Raw genomic sequence first — 18,202 nt, 5'->3', positions numbered from 1 at the left:
TCAACCCACTGTCCGGGATGGGTTGACCACTACAAAGAGGCATTATACCGATATCCATTCCGGCAATCGTTTCGACCTCATTGGTCTCTGTCCAGCGAATGAACTCAACCTTTTCGGCTGGAATGACCTTGAACTCGGGAGGACGGTCCGAAACGATCCTCAATTTCCATTCGGGGTGATCTCTGAACAGGTGGGACAGCGGGATTTCTATGTCATAAAGAAAGCGGTAGCCACCCGACGTGCCGGACCAGCCGATCACTCTATTCTCCCTGCGTTCCCTTCTGGGTGAAAAACGAAGAGTATCGACGCCCGTCGGAATGATCGTAGTCGGCCTACCGAACTGACCGAAGTAATCGGCCAGGTATTGATTGCCACACACGATATGGTCGACACGACGAGCAATCGAATTCGCGGCGATCCCCCTACGATGCAGCCATATTGCATCATCGACATCCAGAATTCTGGGCGCCTTGGTAAGAAACTCAAGAGTTGGAATTGTCGAGAGAAGCTCTCGTTGAAGGATCACAACGTCACTTCCGTAAGAGCCGATTACCTGAGGAAGGCGGTGAAGCAGTTCTCTCAGCAACCAAAGCGGGCGATCCAGTCGACGAGGCGGAGGATAGGCAGAGACCAGCGCTTCCGACATATGCATGTCGATACCTCGCGTGCCAAGCCCTTCGAGCAGAGCCTTCACGCGAAATCTCGAACTGGGAACGGATCTACCTTGGGTAAAAGCCCGAACCCGCACTGCTGGGAGCTCCGCTATCATGATTTACCCCTCCTTGATTCCTGGACACGCCTGTCCAACGGGAGATCGCAGTGCTCTGGGCACTCCCCACCAAACCGGGACCCATCCCCTCCAAACAGAAAGCAAGTCGGCATACTGCTTATCATCGAATTAGCTTGCTCTTCAGGAAAGTACGCATGCCAGATACATCAAGAGCAATCATTGCCGCCAAATAGACCCCTCCCCCCAAGACAACTTTCACAACCAGGCCAAAAAAAGCACTCTCCAAACTGAAGGATGCAACTGACACCGCCATCAACAGCACAGACAACGCAATTTTCATAGCATCTTTCCCCGGAAGGGCGGGCATTGGGAAAACACGTCGCCCCAAGAAGATACTAATTAGTATTGCAGAGGAAAACGCCATAACAGAAGATACCGCCGCGCCAACTATCCCAAACTCCGGAATAAGGATTAAATTAAACACAACATCAACCACTGCCGACACCGCCACTGTCACAACCTGCACTCGTGTAGCACTAGCCAATTGGAAAGAGTAGTCAAAGTAAAAAGATTTCAAGGCCCCCAGAAAAGCCGAAAGGGATATCAACGGAATTATCTTTAGGGCACCCTCACGAAACTCTTCGCCCATAATAGATCCTGAAATTTCCGGAGCCACCATGGCCAGACCACAGGCAGCAGGCGAGACTACTGCAAAGATAAAAATAAAGGTCTTCCGCAGTTGGTCCTGTGTCTGTGGCAAGCCGCTCTTGGAAAGTTTCTCCATTACCAGCGGAAAAGCCGCCAGGTGAACGACAGAAGCCACTGTACCAACACTATATTGCGCTAGGTCATATGACACCGAGTAGACACCTACCGCGGCATCCCCCAGAAATGCCCCAATAAAGAAGCGATCAGACGCATTGACTATGAATGCAAAAAGGAAAGTAAGCGTCAGTGGTGCACCATAGGCAAACAACCTGGTTAACTGCTCCTTGTCTACCAACGCCCAACTGACTCCCCGCCACGCATCTTGGAAGAAAATGGTCGCCAGTACCAGAGACACAAGCGTACCCAGCAGCAAACCATCAACGCCAAACCCGAAATAAACAAGGAGAACACCGATAAAGAAGCTTCCAGCCCCTTTGATCAACAACATTTTCCCGTAGGTCAGCGGCTGCAAGATCGCATTTTGAATCTTCAGATTCAAATCATGCCAAGCCTGTGCCAGGCAAAGAAAACCGACCATATAATAAAGAATAGAGAAACCTATCTCTTCACGCCACTCCCAAAGCAGGAACGTGACGAATATGATAACGAGTGAAACAAGGAAGCTAATGGCCCTAGCCGTGCCAAGAAGCCTCGCCCGAGCTTGGTCATCACTACACTCAGGCAGATAACGACCAACCCCCAGCGCCACCCATTGCAAGAAAACCGTATTGAGGAAGCCAACAACTATAATTGTCAGCGAATAGACTCCATACTCACCCGGACTCAACAGACGAGTAAAAACGGAAAGACCGACAAGAGTCAATATTGCCGGAAAAGACTTGAACAAAAAATAAACCAGACTATGTTTTCCCAGCATACTTTTCTAAACCATAAAAAAGAGAAAACAATGAGTAAAAAATAAAAAAACAATCATAGAAAAAGTGCTCCGCGATGAAAATAGAGAATCACACGCCCCTAATATTGAGCACTTGGAGCACCAGGCGACTCTCAAAAGCAAAAATAGCGCCGCTCTTGGAAACGACGCTACTTTCATCCAAACGCACCAGAGTGAATATCATTTCAAAAACATGATGTACCAAGGCATGGCCAACGCCACACCTGCAGACACATCATATTTCGGCGCATACCCCAGCAGTTTGGCAGCCTTGCTGATATCAGCGAGAGAGTGACGTACATCCCCCTCCCTAAAATCACGATAAACAGGTTCCCGGTGATAGGACACACCGTTTTCGGCAAGGCCGTCGCGAAGCGCAAAGAACAACTGATTCAAACTCGTCCGCCCGCCAACAGCAATATTGTAAACTTGATTACGAGCATCAAGCCCCGCGGTTGCAGCAAGCAGATTGGCCTGAACGGTGTTTTCAATATAACAAAAATCCCGACTGGTCTCGCCATCACCGTTAATATAGACGTCATCACCCTGGATCATCGAAGAGGTCCATTTTGGTATGACTGCCGCATAGGCACCATTGGGATCCTGTCGACGACCGAACACATTGAAATAACGAAGCCCAATGGTCGAAAAGCCGTAGCAGCGCGAAAACACATCGGCATAAAGCTCATTCACATATTTGGTAACCGCATAAGGGGAAAGAGGCTTACCTATAGTATCCTCCACCTTCGGTAAACCGGGATGATCTCCATAGGTAGAGCTACTTGCCGCATAAGTGAAACTCTGCACCTTGGCATCTCTGGCTGCAATCAGCATATTCAAGAAACCATCGATGTTCGTTGCATTGGAGGTGATCGGATCGTTAATAGAACGCGGCACCGAACCCAAGGCAGCTTGATGTAAAACGTAATCAACACCTGCACAGGCGTTATTGCAATCATCCAGATTGCGAATATCACCTTGAATAAGTTTAAAATTTGACCATTGCTTCTCGCTAACCAAGGACCGCACTTCGTCCAGGTTCCGCTGATGACCAGTAGCAAAATTATCCAGGCCGACAACCTTCTGATCAAGTTTTAGCAAAGTTTCAAGAAGATTAGAGCCAATAAAGCCCGCCACACCTGTAATCAGCCAGACTTTCGGCTGCGCCGGCAATTCCTTTCTTAGCTCTTCATAACGACTCATCATATTCCCTCTCGTCTACTCACAAAGCTTACAACTGATCTTACAGGCGTAGATCAGACTGATCTTCATCGAGTAGATATTTCAGATCATAGAGAACATGCTCAGCCTTCCCTAACTTTCGTATATTTTCTGCGCCCATATTTTTGAATTCACTGTGCGCGACCGCAAGGATAATTCCATCATAAGCGCCATGGGATGGCGTACCGACTGGAGTAATCCCATACTCATGCATGGCATCTTCGGCGCTCACCCAAGGATCAAAAACATCAACCTGTATGTTGTATTCCGCCAACTCACGGACAATATCGACGACTTTGGTATTGCGGAGGTCTGGACAATTTTCCTTGAATGTAAGCCCCATAAGCAGAACGCGAGCACCGTCCACGTGGATACGACGCTTGAGCATAGCCTTGACCAGTTGCGAAACGACGTAGGCACCCATACCGTCATTCAAACGGCGGCCAGCCAGGATGATCTCTGGATGATAGCCAATACTCTGGGCTTTATGAGTCAGATAATATGGATCGACTCCGATGCAATGACCGCCGACTAGGCCCGGGCGGAACGGCATGAAATTCCATTTCGTGCCGGCAGCCTTGAGGACCGCCTCGGTATCGATACCCATTCGATTGAAAATGATGGCGAGTTCGTTGATCAGAGCAATATTGAGATCTCGCTGCGTATTTTCGATCACCTTGGCAGCCTCAGCGACTTTAATGCTGCTCGCCTTGTGAGTACCGGCAGTGATGATTTCTCTATACAGGGAGTCAACCAACTCCGCGATCTCCGGCGTAGAGCCGGAAGTGACCTTCTTGATCGAAGAGACCCGATGTTCCTTATCGCCGGGATTGATGCGCTCGGGGCTATAACCGGCGAAGAAGTCCTCGTTAAACCTCAGCCCGGAAAATTTTTCCAGAACAGGTACGCAGTCTTCTTCCGTCGCTCCCGGGTAAACGGTAGACTCATAAATTACAATATCGCCCTTCTTCAGAACCTTTCCGATGCTCTCCGAGGCCTTTACAAGAGGGGTGAGGTCGGGTTGCTTATGTTCATCAATAGGTGTAGGAACCGTCACAATGAAAACATTGCACTTTTGCAAGTCCTGAAGATTGAAAGTAAAGCTCAGTTCGGACGCTTCTTTCAACTCAGCCGCATCTACTTCAAGAGTAGAGTCAATGCCTTGCCGCAGTTCAGCGATTCGCCCCTGATTGATATCGAAACCGACAACGGTCCGTTTTTTACCAAATTCAACAGCAAGCGGAAGACCAACATAGCCTAGCCCAACAACTGCAACCTTCAGATCCTTCATTTAACGCGCACCTCACTTCATGTAAAACAGTTCTCAACCAAAATCCGATGGATTGAAAACTGAAAATCCCATTGACTATAAACTTCTGCCGACCCTACAAGCAAAAAACTCATGCAGCATCGACCGTGCGCCTAAACCCACCTCTCACCATAAGGATGGCTAGAGCCACCGCAACCCCCAAAAAACCACCGGCAAGCATGCTTAGGATAAGCACTATGCCTTTTCTTGGACGGACGGGATCATCTGGCACCTCTATCGTACCATCCTGACGAAAAACAGCGACTTTATCGAGATTCAGCGTCAGCCCCTCCAGAAGAGCATACTTCTCCTGCAAGCCTCGTAATGCGGGAATGAAAGGATCATCGGAGACACGATCTTGCAGCGTTTTTATTTCTGCCCGAATAGCCTTGGCACCACGCATGTACATCAGTCCGCCTTCCATGATGGAGGAAAGCTGTTGATCAACCTGCCCTTCTATCAACGGAGGATTTTCCAGCTTCAAGGCCTCCGCAACGCGCAACGCCTCTTTCAGTCGAGAGATACGATCTTCACGGCGAGCCTTCGCAGTTTCACGCAAGATGTCGATCTGTTGCTGTATATTGCGATTCTTCACTTGAAACTCGCGGCGTACTCCTTCTTGCATTTCCTGCATGGAACGCTTGACTGCAATTCCTATATATTTTTCGCCCCACTCCGCCGCCTGCGAAGGATCATGCCGCTCGATGACGACAGTGTAGCGCTCGCTATCCTCTTTGCTAGGCTTCTGAATAGTTACCGAATTCATGAGAAGCGCATAAAGCTGATCCCGCGAACCAACAGAAGCCCCCTCCTCCAAGGAAGGAATATATACATCTCGAAAGAACTGACGGCGAGTCTCTTCGGACTGGAGATTTCGCACGAAGATTGAATAGACACCATTTGCCGAAAACGCGGGAAGCCCGTTTTCCGATCTTCCCAAGTTGAAACCAGCTATATCGCTGAGTGAAGGAGGCAGCGTCGAGACACGAGCCTCATAGACGGGCTTGGTGATGAATAGATAAACAATAGCCAACAACACGGGCAACACTGCCAGCAAAGCAATCAGCCATCTCAGGGACCACAACCCACTCATAATCTCTATCAGATCGAACTCGCCGCTCTTGGCTTTATAGGAGGGAAAATTTTTTTCTGTCACAACGGATCCAATTCTTGGGTTAAGGAGTCATCATGCGGCAGCCCCCCTCCTGACGTGGAGATGCATCAGGAAGCTGCTGCATTTTGACAGCATGCTACGAGATTACAAGCCGCACGGTCGCGACCATCGACTCCAGGAGATAGGGATACGACGCAAACACCTTCAGCGCACCAATCGCTGATAACAGAGCCTAGCTCGCGATTCAGGATGCACGGACGTATGTTAGACAAGACAGTCAGAGATTAGTGCCCACAGCAGAAAAATGGGGTCAAGCAGGCCAGAGGATACCTTCCACGAGAGGTTACGACCCGCCGGCAGCAACCCTTTTCAGCAAGAAGAGACCCACTGCGGAGCTGGCACGCAATTAGTTCGGAAGGGACGAACTTATAGAGAGGTTGATTCAGAGCGAAGAGATTTTTGTCGACGCCCCCTCAAACGAAGCAATGCCCCACTCAACAACCCACCGAGCCCACCGAGGATGAAAGCCAGAGACACGAAGAGAGAAAGCGGACCGTCAGGAGTGTGCCACCCAAGGAAGGCAAGGCTGACGCTATTCTGATTTTCCAATACGAAAACCAGGACCACCAGCGCAACCACCAACACAAACACAGCAGTCAAAATCCGCCCGAGCCATTGCATTGAAAAAACCTCGTATCTGCCAGAGTCACTCCGGCTCGTTGACCCGATCCCGCAACTCCTTGCCCGGCTTGAAGTGCGGCACGAACTTGCCGTCGAGTCGTACCGACTCCCCGGTCTTGGGGTTGCGACCGACGCGCGGGGCGCGGTAGTGCAAGGAAAAGCTGCCGAAACCACGGATCTCGATCCGGTCCCCGGTCGCCAAGGCCTGGGACATTTGCTCCAGCATGGTCTTGATTGCCAACTCGACATCCTTCGCGGACAGTTGCCCCTGATGGGTAACGATCCGTTCGATCAACTCCGACTTGGTCATGGTTTTCCCTTCTTTTTCAAGCGGCTAGATCAGCTCAGGTCTCTTTTAGCATGCTGATCAGTCTTTGAACAGGTCCAAGAAGGGGAAAACGAAAAAGGGCGGCCTAGGCCGCCCTTTTTCATGATGGATCAGAGACTTAGCCCTGATTCTCCATCTGAGCACGGATCAGATCACCGATGGTGGTCGGACCAGCGCTTTCTACTTCCTGCTTACGCAGTTCTTTCATTGCGTCCTTCTCGTCGTCGACGTCCTTGGACTTGACGGAGAGGCTGATGACGCGGCTCTTGCGGTCGATGCTGATGATCTTGGCTTCGACTTCCTCGCCTTCCTTCAGGACGTTGCGCGCGTCTTCGACGCGGTCACGGCTGATTTCGGAAGCCTTCAGGATACCTTCGATGTCGTCGCCCAGGCTGATGACAGCGCCCTTGGCGTCGACTTCCTTCACGGTACCGCGGACGATGCTGCCTTTCTCGTGCAGGGACGCGTAGTTGGAGAACGGATCGTCTTCCAGCTGCTTGATGCCCAGGGAGATGCGCTCGCGCTCCGGATCGACCGACAGGATGACGGTTTCCAGCTCGTCGCCCTTCTTGAAGCGACGTACGGCTTCTTCGCCGACTTCGTTCCAGGAGATGTCGGACAGGTGGACCAGGCCGTCGATGCCGCCGTCCAGACCGATGAAGATACCGAAGTCGGTGATCGACTTGATGGTACCGGAGATACGGTCACCCTTGTTGAACTGGCTGGAGAAGTCTTCCCACGGGTTGGATTTGCACTGCTTGATACCCAGGGAGATACGACGACGCTCTTCGTCGATGTCCAGAACCTGAACTTCCACTTCATCGCCAACCTGGACGACTTTCGACGGATGGATGTTCTTGTTGGTCCAGTCCATTTCGGAGACGTGTACCAGGCCTTCCACGCCCTCTTCCAGCTCGGCGAAGCAGCCGTAGTCGGTGAGGTTGGTGACGCGGGCCATGACGCGGGTACCTTCCGGGTAACGCGCCTTGATGGCAACCCACGGGTCTTCGCCCAGTTGCTTCAGGCCCAGGGATACACGGTTGCGCTCGCGGTCGAACTTCAGGACCTTGACGTCGATCTCGTCGCCAACGTTGACGATCTCGGACGGATGCTTGATGCGCTTCCAGGCCATGTCGGTGATGTGTAGCAGGCCGTCTACGCCGCCCAGGTCCACGAATGCGCCGTAGTCGGTGAGGTTCTTGACGATACCTTTGACCTGCTGGCCTTCCTGCAGCGATTCCAGCAGAGCTTCACGCTCGGCGCTGTTCTCGGCTTCCAGGACGCTGCGGCGGGAAACGACAACGTTGTTGCGCTTCTGGTCGAGCTTGATGACCTTGAACTCGAGCTCTTTGCCTTCCAGGTGGGTGGTGTCGCGAACCGGACGAACGTCGACCAGCGAACCCGGCAGGAACGCGCGGATGCCGTTGACGTCGACGGTGAAACCGCCCTTGACCTTGCCGTTGATGACGCCCTTGACCACTTCGTCGGCAGCGAAAGCCGCTTCCAGAACAATCCAGCTCTCGGCGCGCTTGGCTTTCTCGCGGGACAGCTTGGTCTCGCCAAAGCCGTCTTCTACCGCGTCCAGTGCGACGTGGACTTCGTCACCCACCTTGATGGTCAGCTCGCCCTGTTCGTTGTAGAACTGCTCGACCGGGATGACGCCCTCGGATTTCAGACCGGCATGGACGGTGACCCAGTCACCATCGATGTCGACCACGATGCCGGTGATGATGGCACCCGGCTGCATGTCGAGGGATTTCAGACTTTCTTCAAAGAGTTCTGCGAAGCTTTCGCTCATGTTCATACCTGTAGTCAAAGGCCCGGAAGGGCCCGATTCCGCATCACCAGCCAATGCGGTCAAGTCATTAAATGAAGCCGCAGGACAATTTGCTGGTTTCCTGCTAGCTTCTGATTGCACTCCCGAATGGGAATGCCCAGTTGGGTTGTTCTGCGATGGCGCCAGGCAAGTCGGGAGGCAACCCTCGCCACACCTGCAAAACGCCACAACATAAGGTCTGGAATATTAGCAACCAGGCCCTATATCGTCAATTCCCGCGCCGAAACCTCAGACGTCCCAGCCCTGCCGCTCGCAGTGCCGGATGATCGTCTCGACCACCGCCTCGATGCTCATTTCGGTGGAGTCCAGCAGGATCGCGTCATCGGCCGGTTTCAGCGGCGCGACCGCGCGCTGGCTGTCGCGCTCGTCGCGCTCGCGGATTTCTTCCAGCAAGGCAGACTGGTCGACATCCGCGCCCTTCGCCTTCAACTGCAGGTAGCGTCGACGCGCACGCTCCTCCGCCGAGGCGGTGAGGAAGATCTTCAGAGGCGCATCGGGAAATACCACGGTGCCCATGTCGCGGCCGTCGGCCACCAGTCCCGGAGCCTCGCGAAACGCCCGCTGGCGCTGCAGCAGCGCATCACGCACGGCCGGCAGCGCCGCGACCTGGGAAGCGCCGGCACCGACCTGCTCGGTACGGATCACATCGGTCACTTCCTCGCCTTCGAGAATGATGCGCTGCCCATGGCTGCCATCGGCGGCGACGAACTGCACATCGAGGTGCGCAGCCAGGACCTTCAGCGCCTCTTCATTGGTCAGGTCGACACCATGGTTGACCGCGGCGAACGCCAACAGCCGATAAAGCGCCCCGGAATCCAGCAGGTTCCAGCCCAGGCGCCGGGCGAGCAGCCCGGCGACCGTGCCCTTGCCGGCGCCACTGGGGCCATCGATGGCGAGCATCGGTACAGCGCCGTTCATCAATTGTTCTCCACGGCGACCCGGATACCGGTCTGGGCACACAGGGCGAGGAAGTTGGGGAAGGAGGTGGCGACGTTGGCGCAGTCGTGGATGCGGATCGGCCCGCTGGCACGCAGCGAAGCGACGCTGAAGGACATGGCGATACGGTGGTCGCCGTGCGCCCAGACTTCGCCGCCACCGAACGCACCACCCTCGATGACGATGCCATCCGGGGTCGGCTCGGCCTTCACGCCCAGGGCCTTCAGGCCGTCAGCCATGACCTGGATACGGTCCGACTCCTTGACCCGCAGCTCTTCGGCGCCACGCAGGACCGTGCGCCCCTCGGCGCAGGCGGCAGCCACGAAGAGTACCGGGAACTCGTCGATAGCCAGTGGCACCAGGTCCTCGGGAATGTCGATGCCCTTGAGCCGCGCGGAGCGCACGCGGATGTCGGCGACCGGCTCGCCGCCGACCTCGCGCTGGTTTTCCAGGCTCAGGTCACCACCCATCAGGCGCAGGATCTCGATGACGCCGACGCGCGTCGGGTTGATGCCGACGTGCTGCAGGACCAGTTCCGAACCCTCGGCGATACTGGCGGCAACCAGGAAGAAGGCTGCCGAGGAAATGTCGGCCGGGACCTCGATATGGGTGGCGCTCAACTTGTGCCCGGATTCGACCTTGGCGGTGCTGCCCTCGACCACCACCGGATAGCCGAAGCCGCGCAGCATGCGCTCGGTGTGGTCGCGGGTCGGCGCCGGCTCGGTGACCGAGGTCTCACCCGCGGCGTAGAGCCCGGCGAGCAACAGGCAGGACTTCACCTGGGCGCTGGCCATCGGCATGTCGTAATGCATACCGGTGAGGCGCTGGCCGCCGCGAATGGTCATCGGCGGACGGCCTTCCGGCCCCGTCTCGATTACCGCGCCCATCTCGCGCAGCGGCTTGGCTACGCGATTCATCGGCCGCTTGGAAAGGGAAGCGTCGCCGGTCAGGGTGCTGTCGAACGGCTGGGCCGCCAGCAGACCGCTGAGCAGACGCATGGAAGTACCGGAGTTACCCAGGTAGATCGGCCCAGGCGGCGCCTTGAGGCCGTGCAGGCCAACGCCATGGACGGTGACGCGGCCGTTCTGCGGCCCCTCGATCACCACTCCCATGTCGCGGAACGCCTGGATGGTTGCCAGTGCGTCCTCGCCCTCGAGGAAGCCCTCCACTTCGGTGGTGCCTTCGGCCAGGGAGCCGAGCATGATCGAGCGATGGGAAATCGACTTGTCGCCCGGTACCCGGATGGTTCCGGACAGGCTGCCGCCCGGCTGGGCCAGATAAATCAGGTCGTTGTTGTGCATGGCGTCCACATAGGCCCGACGGGCCAGGATTTTGCTGAAATGCTCACGGGCTACCCGGGCGCGCGTGAAAACGCCCAACAACTGGTGCCCGTCCCCAGTGTCGACGGCCTCGCGCAGCGCGTCGAGGTCGTCACGAAAAACATCCAGTGTACGCAGCACCGCCTCGCGATTGGCGAGAAAGATGTCGTGCCACATCACCGGATCGCTGCCGGCGATCCGTGTGAAATCACGGAAACCGCCGGCGGCATAGCGGAATATCTCCAGGTTCTCGCTGCGCTTGGCCAGGGAGTCGACCAGGGTGAAGGCCAGCAGGTGAGGCAAGTGGCTGGTGGCCGCCAGAACCTCGTCGTGATGCTCGACCTCCATGTGCTCGACGTCCGCGCCCAGCGCGCGCCACAGGCTGTCGACCAGCGCCAGCGCGTCGGCATCGGTCTCCGCGGAGGGCGTGAGAATCACCTTGTGCCGGCGGAACAGGGTCGCCTTCGCCGCGGTCACTCCGCTCTGCTCGGAACCCGCGATCGGATGCCCCGGTACCAGGTACCGCGGCATCCCGCCGAACGCGACACGCGCGGCACGCACGATATTGCCCTTGGCGCTGCCAACGTCGGTCAATACAGCCTTGCCCAGGTCGAGCTTCGCCAGGTCAGCCAGCACCCGCTCCATCGCCAGGATCGGCACCGCCAACTGGATCACGTCGGCGCCGACGCAGGCGCGGCCAAGATCCTCCTCGCAACGGTCGACCACGCCGAGCTCCACCGCCAGGCGGCAAGACTCGGCATCCCGATCCACGCCGACCACTTCCCGGAACAACCCTTTGCTCCGCAACCCCTTGGCGAAGGAGCCGCCGATCAGGCCCAGCCCCACCACCACCAGGCGGCCCAGCTTAGGGGTCGACTGTTGCAGCGGCGTGACCTCAGTCATGCGCCAGCACCTTGCCCAGCGCCTGGAGGAAACGATCGTTCTCTTCCGGTAGCCCGATGGAGACGCGCAGGAAGGTCGGCATCCCGTAGCCAGCCACCGGACGCACGATCACACCTTCGCGCAGCAGCGCCTGGTAGACCGGACCGGCATCGCGAGCCAGATCCACGGCGATGAAGTTGCCCTTCGAGGGAATCCAGGACAGGCCCAACGCGTGGAAGCCATCCTCCAGCTGCGCCATGCCGGAATCGTTTAGGCGGCGACTCTGCGCCAGGTAGTCATGGTCGTCCAGCGCCGCGCAGGCAGCCGCCAGTGCCAGGCTATTGACATTGAACGGCTGGCGCACGCGGTTGAGCACATCGGCCACCGCCTTGCTCGAAAGCGCGTAGCCGACCCGCAGCGAAGCCAGGCCATAGGCCTTGGAGAAGGTCCGCGAGACCAGCAGGTTGGGGTGCCGCGCCAGGTAGTCCAGGCCATCGGGCAGCTCATCTCCCTCGGCGTATTCGATATAGGCCTCGTCCAGCACCACCAGCACCTCCGCCGGCACCTGGGCGAGGAACCGCTCCAGGGCGTCCGCACCGAACCAGGTCCCGGTCGGGTTGTTCGGGTTGGCGACGAACACCACGCGAGTTTGCCCATCGATGGCGGCGAGCATCGCTTCCAGGTCATGCCCCCAGGCGCGCGCCTTGACCGCCCGCCCCTCGGCGCCCACGGCCTGGGTGGCGATCGGGTAGACGGCGAAGGCATGTTCGCTGAACACGGCGTTCAGACCAGGCGCGAGGTAGGCACGGGCGGCCAGGTCGAGAATGTCGTTGGAGCCGTTGCCCAGGGTCACCTGCGCCGCATCCACCGCGCAACGCTCGGCCAGCTTGCGCTTGAGTTCGAAACCGTTGCCGTCAGGATAACGGGTCAGTTCCGCCAGTTCGGCGCGGATAGCCTCCAGCGCCTTTGGGCTCGCACCCAGCGGGTTCTCGTTGCTGGCGAGCTTGACGATCGCCGCAGGGTCGATGCCCAGCTCGCGGGCCAGTTCGTCCACCGGCTTGCCAGGGACGTAGGGCGACAGCTTTTGCACCCCCGGCTGGGCCAGGGCAAGGAAATCGGACATGGATAGTTCAGCCTCGACGCGGGACGGGGCATTCATCGATGACCCGTCTCTTCGGAATGACAGCGCGCTCAGAGCACCGCTTTCGGATAGGAGCCCAGGACCTTCAGGGCGACGGCTTCCTGGCCGATCTTCTCCAGGACGTCCTTGATCAGCGGTTCTTTATGGTGGCCGACGAAATCGATGAAGAACACGTAGGTCCATTTGCCGCTGCGCGACGGGCGGGTTTCGATGCGGGTCAGGTCGATACCATTGTTGTGGAACGGTACCAGCAGCTCGTGCAGGGCCCCCGGCTTGTTGCGCATGGAAACGATGATCGAGGTCTTGTCGTCGCCGGTCGGCGGCACCTCCTGGTTGCCGATGATCAGGAAGCGCGTGGAGTTGTCCGGGCGGTCCTCGATCTTCTCGTGCAGCTTGCTCAGGTCGTACAGGCTGGCCGCCATGTCGCCGGCGATCGCCGCCGAATTCCACTCGCTCTTCACCCGCTTGGCCGCGTCGGCGTTGCTCGACACCGCCACCCGCTCGACGCTCGGGTAGTGCGAGTCCAGCCACTTGCGACATTGCGCGAGGGATTGGGCATGGGAATAGATCCGGGTGATGTTGTCGGTCTTGGTGGTTTCGCCGACCAGCAGGTGATGGTGGATACGCAACTCGACTTCGCCGCAGATCACCATGTCGTGCTCGAGGAAGCTGTCGAGGGTATGGTTGACCGCCCCCTCGGTGGAGTTTTCCACAGGCACCACGCCGAAGTTCACCGCGCCGGCGGCGACCTCGCGGAACACCTCGTCGATCGCCGCCATCGGCGTGCTGATCACCGCGTTGCCGAAATGCTTGAGTGCCGCGGCCTGGGTAAAGGTGCCCTCGGGTCCGAGATAGGCCACTTTCAGCGGCTGCTCGAGCGCCAGGCAGGACGACATGATCTCGCGGAACAGCCGCGCGACCTCTTCGTTGTCCAGCGGCCCCTTGTTCAATTGCATGATGTGCTTGAGCACCCAGGCTTCGCGCTCGGGACGGTAGAACACCGGCGCCTCGCCCTCGCCCAGGGTCTGGGTCTTGACTCGCGCCACGTCCTGGGCGCAACGGGCACGCTCGCTGATCAGCTCGAGCAACTTCTCGTCGAGGCTGTCGATGCGCAGGCGCAAGGCCTTGAGCTGGTCCTGGTCCGCCATCAGCCGTGCTCCTTCTCGAACTCCGCCATGTATGCGACCAGCGCCTCGACCGCGTCCAGGCCAAGGGCGTTGTAGATGGAAGCGCGCATGCCGCCGACCGAGCGGTGGCCTTTCAGGTTGAGCAGCCCGCGCGCCTCGGCGCCTTCCAGGAACGGCTTGTCGAGACGCTCGTCGGCCAGGCGGAACGGCACGTTCATCCAGGAGCGGGCGCTCGGCTGGATCGGGTTGGTGTAGAAGTCGCTGGCATCGATGGTCTTGTACAGCAGGTCCTTCTTGGCGCGGTTGCGCTGCTCCATCGCGGTCACCCCGCCCTGCTCCTTCAGCCATTCGAAGACCAGGCCGGACAGGTACCAGGAGTAAGTCGCCGGGGTGTTGTACATGGAACCGTTGTCCGCGGCGATCTTGTAGTTGAGCATGGTCGGACAGACGCTGCGGGCGCGGCCGAGCAGGTCTTCGCGAACGATCACCACCACCAGGCCGGACGGGCCGATGTTCTTCTGCGCCCCGGCATAGATCAGGCCGAAGCGGGACACGTCGAGCGGGCGCGAGAGGATGTCGGAGGACATGTCGGTGACCAGCGGCACGTCGCCGGTCTCGGGAATCCAGTCGAACTCGAGGCCGCCGATGGTCTCGTTGGAGGCGTAGTGCACATAGGCCGCGTCCTTGGTCAGCGTCCACTCGTTCTGACCCGGAATGGCGAAGTAGTCGTACTCCTTGGCGCTGGCCGCGACGTTCACGGTGCCATAGCGACGAGCCTCCTCGATGGCCTTCTTCGACCAGATACCGGTATCGATATAGTCGGCGACGCCATCTTCGGGCAGCAGGTTCAGCGGGATCTCGGCGAACTGCTGGCTGGCGCCGCCCTGCAGGAACAGCACCTTGTAGTCCGAGGGAATGTCGAGCAGGTCGCGCAGGTCCTGCTCGGCCTTGCTGGCGATGGCCACGTAGTCATCACTACGGTGGCTCATTTCCATGACCGAAAGGCCCTTGCCCCGCCAGTCGAGAAGCTCGGCCTGGGCACGTTGCAGAACTGCGTCGGGAAGCGCCGCGGGACCGGCGCAGAAATTGAAGGCTCGCTTGCTCACATCCACTCTCGCTATAGGTAGGGCGGATAGCCGTGAGTTATCCGCCGAGGTCATCGGCCGGGCGGGCGTAGGCGCCCGCCCCGAGCCTTACTCTTCGTTGCCTTCCGCTTCCGCCGCGGGCTCGGACTCGGACTCGGCCGACTCGCCCAGAGATTCGGCAGCTTCCTCGCCCTCGGGCAGGTCCTCGTCATCTCCGCCCGACGGCTCCTGGACACGCTCCAGACCGACCAGTACCTCGTCGCTGGCGAGCTTGATCAGGGTTACGCCCTGGGTATTGCGGCCGGACAGGGAGACTTCGTCGACACGCGTCCGCACCAGGGTGCCCTGGTCGGAAATCAGCATGATCTCCTCGCCTTCCTGGACCTGTACCGCGGCGATCAGCGCGCCGTTGCGCTCGTTGGTGACCATGGCGATCACCCCCTGGCCGCCGCGGCCGCGACGCGGGAACTTGCTCAGCGGGGTACGCTTGCCGAAGCCGCGCTCGGAGGCGGTGAGGATCTGCGCCCCGGACTCCGGAATCAGCATGGAGATCAGCTGCTGCCCCTTGCCCAGGCGCATGCCACGTACGCCGCGGGCGTTGCGGCCCATGATGCGCACCACGCTCTCGGCGAAGCGGATCACCTTGCCGGCGCTGGAGAACAGCATGACTTCCTTGGCGCCATCGGTGATCGCGGCGGCGATCAGGGTGTCGCCCTCTTCCAGCTTGAGCGCGATCAGGCCGCTGCTGCGCGGACGGCTGAACTGCACCAGCGGGGTCTTCTTCACGGTACCGAAAGCGGTGGCCATGAAGATGTAGGCGCCGGTCGGCTCGGCCACCAGCTCGGCGGTCTCGCCCTCGACTTCCTCGACCTCGGCGGCCTCGACCACCTCGCCCTCGAGCACCGCTCCTTCGGCTTCGTCGAGGTCGTCATCGGCGCCGCCGTTCTGCTGCAGCGCCTCCAGGTCGATCTGCAACATCGCGGTGATCCGCTCGCCCTCGTCCAGCGGCAGCAGGTTCACCAACGGCCGGCCACGCGCGGTACGCGAGGCTTCCGGAATCTCGAAGGTACGCAGCCAGTAGACCTTGCCCTTGCTGGAGAACAGCAGGAGGGTCGCATGGCTGTTGGCCACCAGCAGGTGTTCGATGTAGTCCTCGTCCTTCATCCCGGTGGCGGACTTGCCTTTGCCGCCGCGACGCTGCGCCTGGTAGGCGGCCAGCGGCTGGGACTTGGCGTAGCCGCCGTGGGAGATGGTCACCACGCGGTCTTCCTCGGTGATCAGGTCGGCGATGGTCAGGTCGACCTGGGAAGCCACGATCTCGGTGCGGCGAGCATCGCCGAATTCGGCCTTGACCGCTTCCAGCTCCTCACGGATCACCTCCATCAGGCGCGCCGGGTTGGTCAGGATGCGGATCAACTCGCCGATCAGGTTGAGGATTTCCTGGTATTCGGAGAGCAGCTTCTCGTGCTCCAGGCCGGTCAGGCGATGCAGGCGCAGCTCGAGGATCGCCTGGGCCTGTTCCGGCGACAGGTAGTACTTGCCGTCGCGCAGGCCGTACTGCGGATCCAGGTCTTCCGGGCGACAGGCGTCGGCGCCGGCACGCTCGACCATCGCTTCCACCGCGCTGGACTCCCAGGCAGTGGCGATCAGGCGTTCCTTGGCCTCGGCCGGGGTCGGCGAACTCTTGATCAGCTCGATCACCGGGTCGATGTTCGACAGGGCGACCGCCTGGCCTTCCAGGATGTGCCCGCGCTCGCGGGCCTTGCGCAGCTCGTAGACGGTACGCCGGGTCACCACTTCGCGGCGGTGGCGGACGAACACCTCGAGCATGTCCTTCAGGTTCAGCGTGCGCGGCTGGCCGTCGACCAGGGCCACCACGTTGATGCCGAACACGCTCTGCAGCTGGGTCTGGGCATAGAGGTTGTTGAGGACCACCTCGCCCACCTCGCCGCGACGCAGCTCGATGACCACGCGCATGCCGTCCTTGTCGGACTCGTCGCGCAGCTCGGAAATACCCTCGATCTTCTTCTCTTTCACCAGCTCGGCGATCTTCTCGATCAACCGCGCCTTGTTCAACTGGTACGGCAGCTCGGTGATGATGATCTGCTCGCGACCGCCGCCCTTCTCCATCTCCTCGACGACGGCGCGGGCACGGATGTAGATGCGCCCGCGACCGGTGCGGTAGGCCTCGATGATCCCGGCGCGGCCGTTGATGATGCCGGCGGTGGGGAAGTCCGGACCGGGGATGTACTGCATCAGCTCATCGACGGTCAGGTCGGGGTTGTCCATCAGCGCCAGGCAGCCGTCGATCACTTCGCCGAGGTTGTGCGGCGGGATGTTGGTCGCCATGCCCACGGCGATACCGCTGGAACCGTTGACCAGCAGGTTGGGAATCTTGGTCGGCATGACCGCCGGGATCTGCTCGGTGCCATCGTAGTTGGGCACCCAGTCGACGGTTTCCTTTTCCAGGTCCGCCAGCAGTTCATGGGCCAGCTTGGCCATGCGCACTTCGGTGTATCGCATGGCTGCGGCGTTGTCGCCGTCCACCGAACCGAAGTTGCCCTGGCCGTCTACCAGCATGTAGCGCAGCGAGAACGGCTGCGCCATACGCACGATGGTGTCGTAGACCGCGGTGTCGCCGTGCGGGTGGTACTTACCGATCACGTCGCCGACCACACGGGCGGATTTCTTGTAGGGCTTGTTCCAGTCGTTGCCCAGCTCGCTCATGGCATAAAGCACACGGCGGTGCACCGGCTTCAGGCCGTCACGTGCATCCGGCAGGGCCCGCCCGACGATCACGCTCATCGCGTAGTCGAGATAGGACTGTTTCAGCTCGTCTTCGATATTGACCGGGAGAATTTCTTTGGCCAGTTCGCCCATGAGAAGCCT

The 18,202-nt window shown here is 58.9% G+C and carries 14 protein-coding genes; all 14 read right to left on the bottom strand.

Translation table 11 applies throughout. The features are described from left to right. Positions 1 to 694, bottom strand: a 694-nt coding sequence (locus tag HMPREF2716_RS29120) for a glycosyltransferase family protein (protein ID WP_218189022.1), incomplete at its 3' end; no start/stop codon positions are given. A 196-nt stretch (positions 695 to 890) separates the two neighbouring features. Next, positions 891 to 2,315, bottom strand: a complete 1,425-nt coding sequence (locus HMPREF2716_RS23320; protein WP_003122250.1) for an oligosaccharide flippase family protein — start codon at positions 2,313 to 2,315, stop codon at positions 891 to 893. 198 nt (positions 2,316 to 2,513) lie between these two features. Next, entirely contained in the window at positions 2,514 to 3,536 is a 1,023-nt protein-coding gene (locus HMPREF2716_RS23315; protein WP_003122249.1) for an NAD-dependent epimerase/dehydratase family protein, read from the bottom strand. A 40-nt stretch (positions 3,537 to 3,576) separates the two neighbouring features. Beyond that, positions 3,577 to 4,845: a Vi polysaccharide biosynthesis UDP-N-acetylglucosamine C-6 dehydrogenase TviB gene (gene tviB / locus HMPREF2716_RS29115; RefSeq protein ID WP_003122248.1), complete on the bottom strand. Its 1,269-nt coding sequence runs from the start codon at positions 4,843 to 4,845 to the stop codon at positions 3,577 to 3,579. Between the two features lie 109 nt (positions 4,846 to 4,954). Then, positions 4,955 to 6,019, bottom strand: a complete 1,065-nt coding sequence (locus tag HMPREF2716_RS23300) for an LPS O-antigen chain length determinant protein WzzB (protein ID WP_014602695.1) — start codon at positions 6,017 to 6,019, stop codon at positions 4,955 to 4,957. A 384-nt stretch (positions 6,020 to 6,403) separates the two neighbouring features. After that, the gene (locus HMPREF2716_RS30085) at positions 6,404 to 6,658 is read right to left on the bottom strand and encodes a lipopolysaccharide assembly protein LapA domain-containing protein (RefSeq protein ID WP_003452745.1); all 255 of its coding nucleotides are present in this window, start codon (positions 6,656 to 6,658) and stop codon (positions 6,404 to 6,406) included. Positions 6,659 to 6,683: 25 nt separating this feature from the next. Beyond that, positions 6,684 to 6,968 carry an integration host factor subunit beta gene (ihfB, locus tag HMPREF2716_RS23295; protein ID WP_003091441.1) on the bottom strand — a complete coding sequence of 95 codons (285 nt, stop codon included), beginning with the start codon at positions 6,966 to 6,968 and terminating at the stop codon, positions 6,684 to 6,686. Positions 6,969 to 7,104: 136 nt separating this feature from the next. Further along, a complete protein-coding gene (rpsA, locus tag HMPREF2716_RS23290; protein ID WP_003091442.1) occupies positions 7,105 to 8,784 on the bottom strand; it encodes a 30S ribosomal protein S1 in 1,680 nt (559 codons plus the stop codon). A gap of 267 nt (positions 8,785 to 9,051) precedes the next feature. Beyond that, positions 9,052 to 9,741 (bottom strand): (d)CMP kinase, encoded by a 690-nt coding sequence (gene cmk / locus HMPREF2716_RS23285; protein ID WP_003106707.1) that lies wholly within the window; start codon positions 9,739 to 9,741, stop codon positions 9,052 to 9,054. Next, positions 9,741 to 11,981, bottom strand: coding sequence for a bifunctional prephenate dehydrogenase/3-phosphoshikimate 1-carboxyvinyltransferase (locus HMPREF2716_RS23280; RefSeq protein WP_003106705.1), 2,241 nt, complete (start codon positions 11,979 to 11,981; stop codon positions 9,741 to 9,743). Before HMPREF2716_RS23280 ends, cmk begins: the two co-directional genes overlap by 1 nt. After that, positions 11,974 to 13,083 (bottom strand): histidinol-phosphate transaminase, encoded by a 1,110-nt coding sequence (gene hisC / locus HMPREF2716_RS23275; RefSeq protein WP_031801537.1) that lies wholly within the window; start codon positions 13,081 to 13,083, stop codon positions 11,974 to 11,976. Before hisC ends, HMPREF2716_RS23280 begins: the two co-directional genes overlap by 8 nt. A gap of 68 nt (positions 13,084 to 13,151) precedes the next feature. Further along, a complete protein-coding gene (pheA, locus tag HMPREF2716_RS23270) occupies positions 13,152 to 14,249 on the bottom strand; it encodes a prephenate dehydratase (protein ID WP_003091446.1) in 1,098 nt (365 codons plus the stop codon). Then, a complete protein-coding gene (serC, locus tag HMPREF2716_RS23265; RefSeq protein ID WP_003111764.1) occupies positions 14,249 to 15,334 on the bottom strand; it encodes a 3-phosphoserine/phosphohydroxythreonine transaminase in 1,086 nt (361 codons plus the stop codon). Before serC ends, pheA begins: the two co-directional genes overlap by 1 nt. 87 nt (positions 15,335 to 15,421) lie before the next feature. Continuing rightward, the gene (gene gyrA, locus HMPREF2716_RS23260; protein WP_003091448.1) at positions 15,422 to 18,193 is read right to left on the bottom strand and encodes a DNA gyrase subunit A; all 2,772 of its coding nucleotides are present in this window, start codon (positions 18,191 to 18,193) and stop codon (positions 15,422 to 15,424) included. Between the last annotated feature and the right edge of the window lie 9 nt (positions 18,194 to 18,202).

It is taken from the genome of Pseudomonas sp. HMSC076A11 (assembly GCF_001810205.1).
In the GTDB taxonomy this organism is placed as follows: domain Bacteria; phylum Pseudomonadota; class Gammaproteobacteria; order Pseudomonadales; family Pseudomonadaceae; genus Pseudomonas; species Pseudomonas aeruginosa.
The sequence above is the reverse complement of the archived record's forward strand: the minus strand, read 5'-3'. Positions and strand labels throughout refer to the sequence as shown.

Bases quoted from the DNA above. Each gene is read 5' to 3' on its own strand.
- HMPREF2716_RS23315 (WP_003122249.1), bottom strand. From the start codon at position 3,536: ATGAGTCGTTATGAAGAGCTAAGAAAGGAATTGCCGGCGCAGCCGAAA.
- tviB (WP_003122248.1), bottom strand. From the start codon at position 4,845: ATGAAGGATCTGAAGGTTGCAGTTGTTGGGCTAGGCTATGTTGGTCTT.
- pheA (WP_003091446.1), bottom strand. From the start codon at position 14,249: ATGGCGGACCAGGACCAGCTCAAGGCCTTGCGCCTGCGCATCGACAGC.
- hisC (WP_031801537.1), bottom strand. From the start codon at position 13,083: ATGTCCGATTTCCTTGCCCTGGCCCAGCCGGGGGTGCAAAAGCTGTCG.
- gyrA (WP_003091448.1), bottom strand. From the start codon at position 18,193: ATGGGCGAACTGGCCAAAGAAATTCTCCCGGTCAATATCGAAGACGAG.
- rpsA (WP_003091442.1), bottom strand. From the start codon at position 8,784: ATGAGCGAAAGCTTCGCAGAACTCTTTGAAGAAAGTCTGAAATCCCTC.
- HMPREF2716_RS30085 (WP_003452745.1), bottom strand. From the start codon at position 6,658: ATGCAATGGCTCGGGCGGATTTTGACTGCTGTGTTTGTGTTGGTGGTT.
- HMPREF2716_RS23320 (WP_003122250.1), bottom strand. From the start codon at position 2,315: ATGCTGGGAAAACATAGTCTGGTTTATTTTTTGTTCAAGTCTTTTCCG.
- HMPREF2716_RS23280 (WP_003106705.1), bottom strand. From the start codon at position 11,981: ATGACTGAGGTCACGCCGCTGCAACAGTCGACCCCTAAGCTGGGCCGC.
- ihfB (WP_003091441.1), bottom strand. From the start codon at position 6,968: ATGACCAAGTCGGAGTTGATCGAACGGATCGTTACCCATCAGGGGCAA.
- cmk (WP_003106707.1), bottom strand. From the start codon at position 9,741: ATGAACGGCGCTGTACCGATGCTCGCCATCGATGGCCCCAGTGGCGCC.